Raw genomic sequence first — 15,892 nt, forward strand, 5'->3', positions numbered from 1 at the left:
TTTTTTATCTTGGATTAATTGTAATTTTAATAGCATAATTAGATGTGTTTCTAATATTGTGTATTTCTACGTTATTTGTATTAAATATTATGTTTCCACTTTCTGATTTAGGAAATGCTGATGTCCCCATATAATAAATATCTCCGTAACCCTCGACTCCCATAAATTTAGGAATAACAGTTTTTGAAAACCTAATTTTTAATTTTACATCATTAGTATAATATGCTTGCAAATAAGTTTCTTTAATCTTATCATTATCATTATTTGATATTTTTATTATTTGTAGAAAAAGATAAAAAAATACGTTCTCTCATTCATATGCGGTTCTAATTTTATCTCTATAATCTTTATCCGTTGGTAAACCATTTGTATGCCCAGTAGCAAATGTTTGAATATCGTTTACTTTTATATTATCTGTATATAAAGTTATTGTATTTTTAAAATTAATATTATCATTTTGTAGAGAACCCTTTATTTCTATCGTATAATCTTTTAATGTTCCAAATCAATCAGTACATCCTACTCTACCAATTTTAGGTCCAGAAGTAAGCGGAGATAAAACATCTTTAATTTCCATTCCTTTATACATAACTGTTAAATTACTACCTAAATTACTTATTTCTATTATTTTATAAGAACTAATAAATTTATCAATACTTTTAATTGTTGGGTCAATTTGTTTTAAATCAATCTCAAATTCACAATTTGAATAGTATGTATTATTTTCATCAAAATAATTATGAGTGGCTTTATCATAAGGTTTGGATATTTGAACACAGGTACTATGATAAAGTGCTGAAAATAACATCTCAACTTCTTGATTTCCACTTAAAATATCTTTTGTATAAACTTTATAATTATATGGTACTGGTGGTAATACATATTCAGGGTAATTAACTGTTGGTATTTCATAGTCGTGTGGTAATAAGAAACTGGTTTTATAATTAGTTGTCATATCGCGTAAATAATTATTTAATGTACTTTTTGTTTTACCCCTGAAACTTCATACTGATAATCTTAAATAATCTTCTTCATTATTTGTATACGGGTTATCTGCATAAAAGATAATTTCAAAATTACCTTTATATAATGCTTGTATTGAAAACATATCAATTATATAACTACAATTTACGCCATCTGGTATTTGTAAAAATTCACAATTATTATCTTTTTCACTATCACTAACTGGTGTTTGAGCGTAAATTGCCTTTGTTTGCTCATTAATTAAATAAACTCGGTTAGTTTTTTCATTTAATTGTTTTAAATTATAAGTTGAATAAACTAATTCACTTGTTGGTTTACCGTTCTTATTTAAAACAGTATCTTTTAATTTATCAGTTAATAAAGTTGTAAAACCTAAACTAGTGGAATTTGCCCCAAATATAGCACCGACTTTATCATTCCCTTGTTCTCTAAAAATTTCAAATGGTAAATAACCTTTACCTTTTGAGTTTTCAGATCAAAAAGCATCATTATAAAAACTATAAATATTAGCACTCATAAAACCATTTAATCATTGAAAATTAGGTCATGATTTTTCATTTTGATTAATTACTCAACCCCAGGGAATACCAAAAGAAATAAAGTTTAAAAATTTACCAACCCCACCAGGTATCGTAAAAGGATTAAAAACTAATTTTTGTGTATAGTTTAAAGGTAATATTGTAATTTGATGATTAATAAAATTATTCATATTTAAAATATCTCAAACATTACATGCACCCATTTTATTATATTCAATTTGAACACTACCAACAGTATTACCAAATTCATCTTTTCTTCTAAAATATGATGATGCTTGGGTACTAATTATATTATCAACTGTACCACTGTTTGTTTTTATTTTGTTTGGTGGTGTTATTTTTCAATATTTAGACCAGTAAAACTTAGAATCTTTATCTTCTTTATGAACATATCTACCAACAGTAGAATTAGATTCTGATGTAGTAAAAGGGTCCGTTATAACGATACCTTCACTATTTTTCTGTTTTCAAAAGCCATACCTACTTTCCATATCTTTTTTTCAACTTTCATAACCAGTTATCATTGTTGGTTGAATCCCTTGAATGTTATATCAACTTACTTCTGGTGATGCATAAGTATTGACTTTATCGGGTGGACAAGGAAACATATTATACATTAATAAATCTCGGGAATTCATTACTTTTTTATTAAACTGACCTTTAATAATTGGTCACCCAATAACAGGCATATCAAAAAAGATCGGATTACCATAAAATTTAACAGCCATCGCTCTAACACCGGGGTCTTTTAGTAAAACATTATCTAATTCAATGGTTGATGTATTTGTCTTTTCATTATAAATTATTTTAGGAAAACAATAACCTTCGCCAGGGGCACTTGTTTGAATAAATTGTCGTACTGATAAACCGCTATTACTAATTTTGTCATTAATACTTGAAAATGTAATTTCTTGTCATAAAAAACTACCATCATATGGTGAATAATAATTAATAACACTTGATGGATATAATCATTGTCTATCTTGCGGTGCAATATTTATATTACCATCACCAATATTTAAACCATGGTCATTAAAAACAGTATAAAAATTATAATAATCATTAATATTTAATTTATTGACGTCCTCATCTAAAATTAATAAAGTATATTGTCTTTCGGTTGATTGCTGTGTAAATACTTGCTCAAATTTGGCTTCACCAAATTGAATTGAACTTCTATCATCAATCATATAGGCATCTCAATATTTACCAACTTTAACTTCTTTTGTATAAAAGTTATCGGCTTTATTATCATTATTAATAAAATAACTTAATTTATATTGCTTTAAGTATTCTAACATTCTATTAATATCATAAATGTTTTCACCATCAATTAATTTTCAATAAACATTGCTATTTTCATCTTTTAATTTTATAGCGAGCGGTGTCTCATTATTTGCTCATATCGTTGAGTTAACTGGTTGATTTTTAAAATCACTAATCATTAAGATATTAATTTCTTCACCTTTGTGTTTTTGGACTATTTTTAAACTATCTTGTCATTGAGCAATCGCACTTTCCATGTTATCAAATATTCTTGAATAACTACCATAATCACTTGGCTTTGCATTATTAGGTTTTCAACCTGTTTCAGTATCCGGAATATATGAACTATAAACATTAAAAGGAAATACCGTTCAATGCCTGTTATCTTTTATGTTTTCTCTGATATCTATTAAAGTATCATGGGCTTGTCTTCTTAATTCTTCTATAACCCCGGGGTTAATTCTACTCATTTTTTAATTCTCCTTAATTTCTGTTCTACCTTGCAAGGCATTTTGATTATTACCAGTTTCATCATATTCTAGTAATTTATTATTATGTTCGATTTCTTTGGCTTGCATTTTATCTTGTCATTGTTCTACTTTTTCAAAATATTTAGTTGCTTCTAATTCATCAACATTATCATATTCCGTTATTGCTCTTATTGGCTCCATTGTACCATTCTCTAATCTGGCAGTAATTAATTCATTTTGTCGCATTTGGTCAACTAAACTAGCACTAATAAAATCAAATCCATAAGGGCGTTCATCATTTCCATCTCATAAATCATAATATTTTAAAACAGTATCAAACATCTTAGTATAATATTGCTTACGATATGCTTGTAAATAGGCTTGTTTTTCTAAGTCTTTTGTCTTAGTTAATAATGATTGTGTTTTATTTTGGTCATTATCTGATTTATCACCAAATGGGCTAGAAAAATGACATGCTAAATATACTTGTTCAATAATAGATTTTTGGTCTTCAGTATATGTTTCTAAGGTTGGTGTGCCTTGTACTACTTGTAAAGCTTGTGATAATTGACCATCTACAGCTGATTGACCTGATTGAATAAAAATATCATCAAAAGCATCTTGTAATACTTTTTTATTACCTTTGTTATAGGCAGTCATTAAATCATCATCTAATATTCCATATCAGTGCGTACGATTTGCTCATCTTTCTTTTGATTTAATATTAAAACTATCTTCTAAATCAAATTGTAATTTATAACAATTTGCCATCGTAGGTCATGGGTTTAATGTGGTTGATGTTGATAAGAATAATGGATTAGGTTCATTTATCATTTCTCAGAAAGGTACTATACCTAATTTTTTTAAATTCTTGTACTAAAACAGGTCTAACATCATCTTTAATTTGTGTTTTACTTTGCCCAACAACTACCTCGTTATTTTTAGGCCAACATTTAATAATTATTTTATCTTTAGTACAAATTAAATTTAAAATAAAACCACTGTCTGATTGGTGATAATTTAATCAAATATCAGCACCTTGTTCAATTTCATTTATTTTACTTACACGATATGTAAAGTTAAAAGGGTTAATTCATAAATCAATATTACCATCACTAGTTTCTAATAAACCAAAAATATTTTTACCCATTAAACTTGCTGTTAATTCATTTTTGTCTAATTTTTCTTTTATTTTATAAGTTTCATATCATCAATTTAATTTTTCTAAAATGTCTTTACGATGAGACTTAAATAAGATATCTTTACCATTTATTAATCGTATTTGATGGCGAGCAATAATATTTACTAAATTAATTGTTCAATCGTAATTATAAAATTTTAAAACACTATTAATATCATTTAAGTTTGGTAAACTAGGGAAAGTATTATTCACGGTTATTTTGCTCCTTTAATTTTAAGATAAGTGCATAATTAATTATATTTACTGTTAATAACTTTGGTTCATTTGCTAAAACCTGAACAGATACTTTAACTTTTTGATATTTTTTAATATATTCGTTATATAAATTTAATTTACATATTGCGATATTATCTTTTTTTAATTCTTGACAAAGTCTTTTTTTAACTTGTCCACAAACAGACATATATGGTCTTTTTGCGTTTATTACACGTTCATCATGTATTACATAAATATCTTTTTTCATTAAGTTATTCACTCCCTTTGTTGTCATAATTTATAATCTGCTGAACTATTATGTTTAACCATCAGTATTAATTCAAAATGTAAGGCATAAAAATCACTATCAAATGTATCGTCATATAAGTCTAACATTCGTTCTTCTCTGGCATCTGGTTTATCTTCTCATTGAATTAATTCATATTGAACTTTACTTACAGGACATTTTTCTCATAATCATTTTAATTGATTAGTATTTATTAACATTGTAAATGCTTCAATCCGATGTCTTATTTTAAATTTTTGTTTTTGTGCTGGTTTAAATGTCATATATTGCCCAAAAGTATAATTATATTTCTCTCGATTTAAACTTTGTAGTGTTGAATAAGCACTATCATCAACATTTATACTAATACCCTGCTGTATTAAATTAAAATATTGATTTAATTGATTGTTATAAAACTCTAAAATATCTTTTACTTGTTCTAATTCTGTTTTAAATTGCTGTGTAGCATTTGAATGCGTATACTCAGAAGCTTTATAAGCTTTTTTATCAAATGGAATTATATAGTCAAAAACTAGCGGCAGTAGTATGTCCCTTAGGACTGGTTGCGTTAGCAATATCAACACCACCTAATAATTTCGTTGGTTAAATAATATCTGTTGCTTGCATAATATCAATATATCTAGCAAAGATTGACCCACTAGTATTGCCTGGTAAACCTCAACTCCACACTCTTGCTCTTTCAATATCTAATTGTTCTAATCTTAATTGTTCATTAACTTTATCTTGTGGTAATTTATAATTAAGTCTTCAACTAGAATAATGAATAATAATTTTCATATTTCATTTTTCAATATATTTAATTTGCTCATATTTAATACGCATTATTTCTTCATTAAAAAGCATTAATTCATTACAATAACCAACAATATATCTTTTTAAACTTTCGGGATTACATGTATTAATTGTTATTTTATTTTGATAACCACGAATAGCAAACTCTAAATCACTTAAATCTTTTTGTTGAAATTGGTCACATTCTTCTCTTCAATCAATTACTAATTTATACTTATTCAAATCAGCAAATGCTTTTAATTTTTCTTTTCGACTTGGTGAGTGTAAACCTTTACAATATATTTTGCTACCATTTGATAAAGTAAAAGTAAAATTTGATAAATTAATACTATAAGGTATATTATTTTCATCTAACATATTTCATATATTTTGAAAGACACTATCTTTTAAATCTTTACTCCAATACATACTAGCAATTATACAAATCGGCTCTTTAATTAATAAACTAATTTTTAATAATTCACCAAACATTTTAATATTTGATATAGTCTTACCACTATATATCGTGTCCCAATTTGATTAATTTCATTTACTAATTCAAACTTTTTAGCAAAGGGATATTTATTACCAATATTACTATTTTGTAGTAACCAATAAGGTGTTTCTAGCAAATAAGTAAAATGATTAAGAATTATTATCACTTTCTTTTTTAATATCTCTGATATTCGTTTGTAAATTAACAATTATTGGTTGTTGATTATTTAAATTTAATTCTTTTTCAAGTTCTTTTTCTTGCAGTGAATACTTATGATTAAATGCACACTGTCAATATAACCTAGTACCTTCTGGCGTTTTAACCATTTGTTTAATAAGTTCACTTTCTATTTTATCAACTTGTTTTTCAAGTAAAGGAATTATCTTTTCGCTCTTGTAATTTTCATATCTTCATTTATTAGAACGGTTGAATTAATTGGTTAAATCATTCAAAGTATATGGTTTATTAGGTGATTTATTTTCTCAAAATTGCTCTATTTTACGATAAAAAGTTGCCAAACTTGCTTTTTTTGGATTAAATTCTTTCATTTTTACTCCTTTTTGCATATTAAAATTGCTATTATTTAATGAATATGATTAAATAAAAGAGTAAAATATAGAAATGTATAAAAGAACCACGATGGTTCTTTTTTTGTTACTTACATTTTACATCAAAATAAAAAAAGTAAATTACTTTACTTCTTTATTTTGTAATACAAGTAATAGAGATACAAATTTGTTACTTGTTACAATTTAATTATATAATTCTTAAACTTTTTGTCAATATCTTTTTAAAAAATAGTGTATAAATAAATTTAAATAAAAAGATTGGAGATACAAAGATATGAAAAAATATACACATGTAAAATTTGATGAGCAAGATTTGTTTAAGGATTTATTATTATCTGATAGTTGTAAAAAGAAAAACGGCATAATTAATTTATCTGAAATAGCAAGACAAACTGGAAGAGATATTAATACTATTAAAAGAGAGATTAAGCGATTTAAAAATATAGAAGATTATACCCCTTATAAAGCACAAAAAGATTATAAACAAAAGCGGAAAAAATGTATTAAAAAACTACCTGAATTTACAGAAGAACAGAAAGAATGATTAAATTTACGATTTAATATTCTTCATGATTCACCAACACAAATTATTCATCGTTATTTTATAAAATTTGGTGCTAAATTTCCTGCTTGTGTTAAAACTTTTTATAAATGAATTAATTTAAAATTATTAGGTTTAAATAAACAAAATTTACGACATCATGGTAAGAAATATAAAACGAAAGGAAAACCTGATAATCGTGGTAAATTAAATAATTTTAAATCAATATGAGATATTGAAAATAAAAAATATAATGTTGGTTTATTTGAAATGGATACTGTAGTTGGTAAAGATCATCAATCTAGTAATTTAGTTTTAGTAGAGCAATCAAGTAAAAATTACGTTGTAATCAAATTAAAAAATAATACTGCTAATGAAGTTGTAGAAAAATTTAAAGATATTGTTATAAACAATAATTTAATTGGTAAAATTAAAGGAATAATAACTGATAGAGGAAAAGAATTTAGTACGTGGAGAGAAATGGAAATATTTGCTGAAACACAAGTTTATTTTTGTGATCCTGGTAAACCACAACAAAACGGTCGCATGGAAAAAAGAAGGGTTTTGAAAAAAACTAAGAAATTGAATAAGAATAATAAACCATTTACTAAAATGGTTTATTTATTTATAAAACCATAATTATAGATTAATTTAATTGAAATAGAGAAAAGACAACATCTTATTTATAAAACAAAAAACTTTATAGCAACTTTTTGATGTTCTCTTTAAGTTGTTTGAACATTTATTAAATATCTTAGAAATCTTTATAAAAAATGTACCTGTTTTTTCTCCTAATTTAAGGTGTTGTTTTTTCTCTGTTCCATTTATATTAATTTCTATTGGCACACTTAATTATTTATTAAAAAATTAATATTTAATATACGATCTTTGAAAACTTAATAGTATTTTTCAGTGTGCCAATTTTTACTATTTTGCATATTTTAAATGTGCCAAAATTTATTTTTACTATATATTTAATATATTTATTTAAAAGACAGAGAGATAAAGAGATAAAAAAAGAAAATATTAATATTTCTCTTACTCTCTCATAAATAATTAGTTAATAACAAAATTAATATATTTGTTAATAAATAAATTAGAGTAAAAGTAAGTAAAAAAGTATTAATAATATATTTATTTCAATCTCTATCATAAACAAACAATATAGATATATTAAATTAAATATTTTTGATAAACACATCTTAAAAATATATATAAAAAATAATGCTAAAAAAATATTTAATAATTTTATTTTAATAAAATACAAAAATAGGATGATAATTTAATGAAAGAATTTAAGACTAATTTAGGTAAGTTAATAAATGATGATGCTTTATCTTTTGTCAAAACATTAGAAAATGATAGCGTTGATTTAATATTAACTGATCCACCTTATTTATATGATTTACCAACAAGGAAAAAAGAACAAATAAATTCCAGCGAAATATCAAAAAGTATAAATAAATATATAGACTGCACCCAAAAAAGTAAGTAAAGAAAAAAAGTCTTTGCTAAACTTTAAAGGAGGTGCATTTTTATATGGCAAGAAAAGGACAAAAATTTAATAAATATACAGCATATTTTCAAAAAATGATAGTACAAGAGGTTAAAAATAATAGTATAAGTTTTATTGCAAAAAAATATCAAATTAATAAAAAAACTGTTGCTTCATGGTATGAAAATTTTAAGAAAGGAATTTTAAACACCAATAAAGGTCCAAAAGAATCATTTGAAAAAAGAGATTTAAACTATTACAAAGTTAGGTATGAATTACTAAAAAAGCTTCATGACTTTTACAATTAAATAAAAGAAAAATTGTATCTTTTATCAAAGAAAACATTAATAAATATCCACTAAATTTATTACTTGATATAACAGATTTAAAGCGTAGTTATTGAGATAAATATAAAAATTATTCAAGTAATGGTACGGATAGCGAATCATTAAAAAATATTGTAAAAGTCTATGAAGAAAATTTAAAACAATTTGGTTATCGTCGAATTACCAAATATTTAAAAGAAGATTATGGCATTGTTTATAATGCTAAGAAAGTATTGCGAATTATGAAAGAAAATAATATTCAAGCTGAATATGTAAAGCGTATGCGTAGAAAAATATTAATAAAACAAAATAGAAATAAAAATATAATTAAATATCCTGATTTAGTAAATCGTAATTTTAATGATATGTATTATGTAAATTCAAGCAGCAAATTCTGTCTCTTGTTAGTATGATAATAACATCATTTAAAATAAATGCAACTATTTTTTTAAAAAAATTAAAATATTTGTAAATTTAGTCTATTTTAAGCATATTTAAGCACACTGAAAAATAATTTATTAAATTTTTAAAATAAAATTATCTAAAATTATTTAAAAATACTTATTTAGATGTTCTTCAATTTAAACAAAGCCTTAATTTTTCATTTATAACATTAATTACTCAATCTATTTCTTGTTGAGTAACATTATTAAAATCCGTTCCCTTAAGGTATCGTTTCCTAAATTCACGGTTCATTCTTTCAATTAAGGATTTTTGTTTTGGTGAACCTGGGTCACAATAATAAACATTAGAACCAGTAATCTTTTCCATTTCTTCAAACTTACTAAATTATTTTCCTCTATCAGTTATAATTCCTTTAATTTTTCCAACTAAACCATTAATTCTAACTAATTCTTCAAGTTTTTCTAAAACTTCATTAGCAGTATTTTCTTCTAATTTCATTGCAAAATAATTTTTACTATTTTGTTCAACTAATACTAAACAACTAGATTGATGGTCTTTACCAACTACCGTATCCATTTCAAATCAACCAACATCAGTCTCTTTATTTTCAATATCTCATATTGACCTAAATCTTTCATTTAATTTACCACGATTATCAGGTCTTTTCTTTGTTCTATTTCTTCTGCCACCATTTAATAAATTTTTCTTTAACAAACCCAAAAGACCTAAATAAATTCATTTATAAAATGTTTTAAGGCAGGAAGGAAATTTGACACTAAACTTTATTAAAAATCGCTGAATAATTTCTGCTGGTGAATCACAAAAAATATTAAATCGTAAATTTAAAAATTCTTGTTGTTCTTCTGTAAATGTAGGTAGTTTTTTAATAGATTTTTTACGCTTTTGTTTATAATCTTTTTGCGCTTCATATGGATTATAATCTTCTATATTTTTAAATCTATTAATTTCTCTTTTAACAGTATTAACTGCACGACCCGCTTGTCTTGATATTTCAGATAAATTAAGTGTGCCATTTTTCTTTTTATAAGTATCAGATAAAAATAAATCTTTAAACAAATATCGCTCATCAAATTTTACATGTGTATAGTATTGCATTTTTCTGTCTCCAATCTTTTAATTTATTTATAACATTAAATTAAAAAAATGAAATTATTATATTGACAAATATTTTTATAGGTATATAATTTAAACAATAAACAGTAAGTAAATTCTGTCTCTTAAAGCTGTTTATAAATAATAAAGTAATTAAGTTTACTTTTTTTTATTTTGATATAAAATATAAATAATAAAAAAGAACCAACTCGGTTCTTTTATACATTTCTATTTACTCTTTTATTTAATCATATTCATTAAATAATAGCAATTTTAATATGCAAAAAGGAGTAAAAAATGAAAGAATTTAATCCAAAAACAGCAAGTTTGGCAACTTTTTATCGTAAAATATAGCAATTTTGAGAAAATAAATCACCTAATAAACCATATACTTTAAATGATTTATTCAATGAATTAAACCTTTCTCGCAAGTGAAGATATGATACTTATGCGAGCAACAAGATAGTTCCTTTGATTGAACGACAAGTTGATAAAATTGAAAGTGAACTTATTAAACAAATGGTTAAAACGCCTGATGGGGTAAAAACATATTGACAACGAGCATTTAATTATAAATATTCCTTACAAGAAAAAGAACTTGAAAAAGAATTAAACTTAAATAATCAACAACCAATAATTGTTAATTTACAAACGGATATTAGAGATATTAAAAAAGAAAGTGATAATAATGCTTAATCATTTTACTTATTTATTAGAAACGTCTTATTGGTTATTACAAAATAGTAGTATTGGTAATAAATATCCCTTTGCTAAAAAGTTTGAATTAGTAAATGAAATTAATCAAATTGGGACACGATATAGTGGTAAGACTATATCAAATATTAAAATGTTTGGTGAATTATTAAAAATTAGTTTATTAATTAGAGAACCAATTTGTATAATTGCTAGTATGTATTGGAGTAAAGATTTAAAAGATAGTGTCTTTCAAAATATATGAAATATGTTAGATGAAAATAATATACCTTATAGTATTAATTTATCAAATTTTACTTTTACTTTATCAAATGGTAGCAAAATATATTGTAAAGGTTTACATTCACCAAGTCGGAAAGAAAAATTAAAAGCCTTTGCTGATTTGAATAAGTATAAATTAGTAATTGATTGAAGAGAAGAATGTGACCAATTTCAACAAAAAGATTTAAGTGATTTAGAATTTGCTATTCGTGGTTATAAAAATAAAATAACAATTAATACGTGTAATCCTGAAAGTTTAAAAAGATATATTGTTGGCTATTGTAATGAATTATTAGCTTTTAATGAAGAAATAATGCGTAATAAATATGAACAAATTAAATATATTGAAAAATGAAATATGAAAATTATTATTCATTATTCTAGTTGAAGACTTAATTATAAATTACCACAAGATAAAGTTAATGAACAATTAAGATTAGAACAATTAGATATTGAAAGAGCAAGAGTATGGAGTTGAGGATTGCCCGGTAATACTAGTGGTTCAATTTTTGCAAGATATATTGATATTATGCAAGCAACAGATATTATTCAACCAACGAAATTATTAGGTGGTGTTGATATTGCTAATGCTACTAGTCTAAAAGGACACACTACTGCCGCTAGTTTTTGACTATATAATTCATTTGATAAAAAAGCATATAAAGTCACAGAATATACTCATTCAAATGCTACACAGCAATTTAAAACTGAATTAGAACAGGTAAAAGATATTTTAGAGTTTTATAATAATCAATTAAATCAATATTTTAATTTAATACAACAAGGTATATCAATAAATATTGATGATAGTGCTTATTCAACATTACAAAGTTTAAATCGAGAAAAATATAATTATTCTTTTGGTCAATATATGACATTTAAACCAGCACAAAAACAAAAATTTAAAATACGACATCGTATTGAGGCATTTACAATGTTAATAAATACAAACCAATTAAAATGATTATGAGAAAAATGTCCTGTAAGTAAAACACAATATGAATTAATTCAATGAGAAGATAAGTCATATGCCAGAGAAGAAAGAATGTTAGATTTATATGATGATACATTTGATAGTGATTTTTATGCTTTACACTTTGAATTAATACCAATGGTTAAACATAATAGTTCAGCAGATTATAAATTATGACAACAAAGGGAGTGAATGACTTAATGAAAAAAGATATTTATGTAATACATGATGAGCGTGTATTAAATGCAAAAAGACCTTATATGTCTGTTTGTGGACAAGTTAAAAAAAGACTTTGTCAAGAATTAAAAAAAGATAATATCGCAATATGTAAATTAAGTTTATATAACGAATATATTAAAAAATATCAAAAAATTAAAGTATGTGTACAAGTTTTAGCAAATGAGCCAAATTTATTAACAGTAAATATTATTAATTATGCACTTATCTTAAAATTAAAGGAGAAAAATAATCATGAATAATACTTTCCCCAGTTTACCAAACTTAAATGATATTAATAGTGTTTTAAAATTTTATAACTATGATTGAACAATTAATTTAGCAAATATTATTTCTCGCCATCAAATGCGATTAATAAATGGTAAAGATATTTTATTTAAATCGCATCGTAAAGACATTTTAGAAAAATTAAACTGATGATATGAAACTTATAAAATAAAAGAAAAATTAGATAAAAATGAATTAACAGCAAGTTTAATGGGTAAAACTATTTTTGGTTTATTAGAAACTAGTGATGGAAATATTGATTTATGAATTAACCATTTTAACTTTACATCTCGTGTAAGTAAAATAAACGAAATTGAACAAGGTGCTGATATTTGATTAAATTATCACCAATCAGACAGTAAATTTATTTTAAATTTAATTTGTACCAAAGATAAAATAGTTATTAACGGTTGGCCAAAAAATAACGAAATAGTTGTTGGACAAAGCAAAACACAAATTGAAGATAATGTTAGACCTGTATTAATACAAGAATTTAAAAACAAATTAGGTATTGTACCTTTTTGAGAAATGATTAATGAGCCCAATCCATTATTCTTATCAACATCAACTACTTTAAATCCATGACCCACAATGGCAAATTGTTATAAATTACAATTTGATTTAGAAGATAGTTTTAATATTAAATCAAAAGAAAGATGAGCAAATCGTACGCACTGATATGGAATATTAGACGATGATTTAATGACTGCCTATAACAAAGGTAATAAAAAAGTATTACAAGATGCTTTTGATGATATTTTTATTCAATCAGGTCAATCAGCTGTAGATGGTCAATTATCACAATCTTTACAAGTAGTACAAGGGACACCAACCTTAGAAACATATACTGACGACCAAAAAGCAATTATTGAGCAAGTATATTTAGCCTGCCATTTTTCTAGTCCATTTGGTGATAAATCAGATAATGACCAGAATAAAACCCAATCATTATTAACTAAAACAAAAGACTTAGAAAAACAAGCATATTTACAAGCATATCGTAAACAATATTATACTAAAATGTTTGATACTGTTTTAAAATATTATGGTTTATGGGACGGTAGTGGTGAGCGCCCTTATGGATTTTATTTTATTAGTGCTAGTTTAGTTGACCAAATGCGACAAAATGAATTAATTACTGCTAGATTAGATAATGGCACAATGGAACCAGTAAGAGCCATAACTGAATATGACAATATTGATGAATTAGAAGCAACAAAATATTATGAAAAAATAGAAGAATGACAAGATAAATTACAAACAAAAGAAATCGAACATAATAATAAATTAATGGAATATGATGAAACTGGTAATAATCAAAATGCCTTGCAAGGTAGAACAGAAATAAAGGAGAATTAAAAAATGAGTAGAATTAACCCCGGAGTTATCGAAGAACTAAGAAGACAAGCCCACGATACTTTAATAGATATTAGAGAAAATATACGAGATAATCGCCATTGAATGGTATTTCCGTTTAATATTTATAGTTCATATATTCCTGATACTGAAACAGGTTGAAAACCCAATAACGCAAAGCCTAGTGATTATGGTAGTTATTCAAGAATATTTGATAATATGGAAAGCACTATTGCCCAATGACAAGACAGTTTAAAAATAGTTCAAAAACATAAAGGTGAAGAAACTAAGATATTAACGATTGATGATTTTAATAACCAATCAATTAATTCAACTATATGAGCAAATAATGAAACACCTTTCGCGATAAAATTAAAAGATGAAAATAATAATGTTTATTGAAAATTAATTGATGGGGAAAATATTTATGATATTAATAGAATGTTAGAATACTTAAAGCAATATAAATTAAGTTATTTTACTAATAATGATAATGAAGCAGATAACTTTTATACAAAAGAAGTTAAAGTTGGTAAATATTGAGATGCTTATATGATTGATGATAGAATTTCAATTCAATTTGGAGAAGCTAAATTTGAACAAGTATTTACTCAGCAATCAACTGAAAGACAATATACTTTATTAATTTTAGATGAAGATGCAAATAAATTAAATATTAATGATTATTATAATTTTTATACGGTTTTTAATGACCATGGATTAAATATTGGTGGAGGTAATATAAATATTGCTCCCCAAGATAGACAATGATTATATCCATCAAATGTTATTAATTATTATTCACCATATGATGGTAGTTTTTTATGACAAGAAATTACCTTTTCAAGTATTAATGACAAAATTAGTAATAGTGGTTTATCTGTTAGACAATTTATTCAAACATCAGCACCAGGCGAGGGTTATTGTTTTCCTAAAATAACTTATTATGAGAAAACAAATAAAGGAATTCTTGAATTAGATGAGGTTTTATTAAAAGATCCTGGTGTTAGAGCAATGGCAGTTAAATTTTATGGTAATCCGATCTTTTTTGATATGCCCGTTATTGGTCGACCAATTATTAAAGGTCAATTTAATAAAAAAGTAATGAATTCAAGAGATTTGTTAATGTATAAAATGTTTCCTGCTCCCCCTGATAAAATAAATACTTATGCATCACCAGAAGTAAGTTGATATAACATTCAAGGGATTCAACCAACAATGATAACTGGTTATAAAGATTGAAAAAAAGATATGGAAAGTAGATATGACTTTTGAAAACAAAAAAAATAGTGAGGGTATTGTTATAACTGACCAAGAAAAGTCAACAGCAACTAATCCTACGGTTGGCACAACTATTAATGAAGAAGATAATAATTCTAAATTTTATTGGTCTAAAAATTGAAGGA

15 protein-coding genes and 2 pseudogenes are annotated in these 15,892 nt (G+C 24.7%); 9 read left to right on the top strand and 8 right to left on the bottom strand.

Translation table 4 applies throughout. The features are described from left to right. Positions 1-4: 4 nt before the first annotated feature. The 7 genes from AACK78_RS03560 to AACK78_RS03590 form a co-directional block, all read right to left on the bottom strand. Positions 5-3,259: a hypothetical protein gene (locus tag AACK78_RS03560; protein WP_338954347.1), complete on the bottom strand. Its 3,255-nt coding sequence runs from the start codon at positions 3,257-3,259 to the stop codon at positions 5-7. Between the two features lie 3 nt (positions 3,260-3,262). Next, positions 3,263-4,030 carry a hypothetical protein gene (locus AACK78_RS03565; protein WP_338954349.1) on the bottom strand — a complete coding sequence of 256 codons (768 nt, stop codon included), beginning with the start codon at positions 4,028-4,030 and terminating at the stop codon, positions 3,263-3,265. Positions 4,031-4,076: 46 nt separating this feature from the next. Continuing rightward, a complete protein-coding gene (locus tag AACK78_RS03570; RefSeq protein ID WP_338954351.1) occupies positions 4,077-4,652 on the bottom strand; it encodes a hypothetical protein in 576 nt (191 codons plus the stop codon). After that, positions 4,645-4,923 (bottom strand): hypothetical protein, encoded by a 279-nt coding sequence (locus AACK78_RS03575; protein ID WP_338954353.1) that lies wholly within the window; start codon positions 4,921-4,923, stop codon positions 4,645-4,647. Before AACK78_RS03575 ends, AACK78_RS03570 begins: the two co-directional genes overlap by 8 nt. Continuing rightward, positions 4,923-5,516 (bottom strand): PBSX family phage terminase large subunit, encoded by a 594-nt coding sequence (locus tag AACK78_RS03580; RefSeq protein ID WP_338954355.1) that lies wholly within the window; start codon positions 5,514-5,516, stop codon positions 4,923-4,925. Before AACK78_RS03580 ends, AACK78_RS03575 begins: the two co-directional genes overlap by 1 nt. A gap of 28 nt (positions 5,517-5,544) precedes the next feature. Further along, positions 5,545-6,225, bottom strand: a complete 681-nt coding sequence (locus AACK78_RS03585) for a phage terminase large subunit (protein ID WP_338954357.1) — start codon at positions 6,223-6,225, stop codon at positions 5,545-5,547. Positions 6,226-6,378: 153 nt separating this feature from the next. Beyond that, on the bottom strand, positions 6,379-6,555 hold the full coding sequence (locus AACK78_RS03590; protein WP_338954359.1) for a hypothetical protein: 177 nt from the start codon (positions 6,553-6,555) through the stop codon (positions 6,379-6,381). 517 nt (positions 6,556-7,072) lie between these two features. Here AACK78_RS03590 and AACK78_RS03595 point away from each other — a divergent pair. From AACK78_RS03595 to AACK78_RS03610, 4 genes and pseudogenes are all read left to right on the top strand, one after another. Beyond that, positions 7,073-7,891: pseudogene (locus AACK78_RS03595) on the top strand (IS30 family transposase); the annotation flags it as partial. A 733-nt stretch (positions 7,892-8,624) separates the two neighbouring features. After that, on the top strand, positions 8,625-8,834 hold the full coding sequence (locus tag AACK78_RS03600) for a hypothetical protein (RefSeq protein ID WP_338954361.1): 210 nt from the start codon (positions 8,625-8,627) through the stop codon (positions 8,832-8,834). Between the two features lie 44 nt (positions 8,835-8,878). Then, positions 8,879-9,142: a transposase family protein gene (locus AACK78_RS03605; protein ID WP_338954362.1), complete on the top strand. Its 264-nt coding sequence runs from the start codon at positions 8,879-8,881 to the stop codon at positions 9,140-9,142. 260 nt (positions 9,143-9,402) lie between these two features. Continuing rightward, complete coding sequence (locus tag AACK78_RS03610; RefSeq protein WP_338954364.1) at positions 9,403-9,576, top strand: hypothetical protein; 174 nt, start codon at positions 9,403-9,405, stop codon at positions 9,574-9,576. A 145-nt stretch (positions 9,577-9,721) separates the two neighbouring features. On the opposite strand, the pseudogene AACK78_RS03615 reads toward AACK78_RS03610, so the two are convergent. Further along, positions 9,722-10,681: pseudogene (locus tag AACK78_RS03615) on the bottom strand (IS30 family transposase). Positions 10,682-11,149: 468 nt separating this feature from the next. Between AACK78_RS03615 and AACK78_RS03620 the strand changes: the two are divergent. From AACK78_RS03620 to AACK78_RS03640, 5 genes are read left to right on the top strand one after another with little or no spacing between them, the layout of a single operon-like run. Further along, positions 11,150-11,374, top strand: coding sequence for a hypothetical protein (locus AACK78_RS03620; protein ID WP_338954365.1), 225 nt, complete (start codon positions 11,150-11,152; stop codon positions 11,372-11,374). Further along, positions 11,367-12,827, top strand: coding sequence for a PBSX family phage terminase large subunit (locus AACK78_RS03625; protein ID WP_338954366.1), 1,461 nt, complete (start codon positions 11,367-11,369; stop codon positions 12,825-12,827). Before AACK78_RS03620 ends, AACK78_RS03625 begins: the two co-directional genes overlap by 8 nt. Next, positions 12,827-13,105 carry a hypothetical protein gene (locus AACK78_RS03630; protein WP_338954368.1) on the top strand — a complete coding sequence of 93 codons (279 nt, stop codon included), beginning with the start codon at positions 12,827-12,829 and terminating at the stop codon, positions 13,103-13,105. Before AACK78_RS03625 ends, AACK78_RS03630 begins: the two co-directional genes overlap by 1 nt. Continuing rightward, positions 13,098-14,489, top strand: a complete 1,392-nt coding sequence (locus tag AACK78_RS03635; RefSeq protein WP_338954370.1) for a hypothetical protein — start codon at positions 13,098-13,100, stop codon at positions 14,487-14,489. The genes AACK78_RS03630 and AACK78_RS03635 overlap by 8 nt, the downstream gene beginning before the upstream one ends. Before the next feature lie 3 nt (positions 14,490-14,492). Then, positions 14,493-15,776, top strand: coding sequence for a hypothetical protein (locus tag AACK78_RS03640; RefSeq protein ID WP_338954372.1), 1,284 nt, complete (start codon positions 14,493-14,495; stop codon positions 15,774-15,776). The last annotated feature ends 116 nt before the right edge of the window (positions 15,777-15,892 follow it).

Origin of the sequence: Spiroplasma endosymbiont of Polydrusus cervinus, from assembly GCF_964019755.1 — a bacterium.
Taxonomy (GTDB): domain Bacteria; phylum Bacillota_I; class Bacilli_A; order Mycoplasmatales; family Mycoplasmataceae; genus Spiroplasma.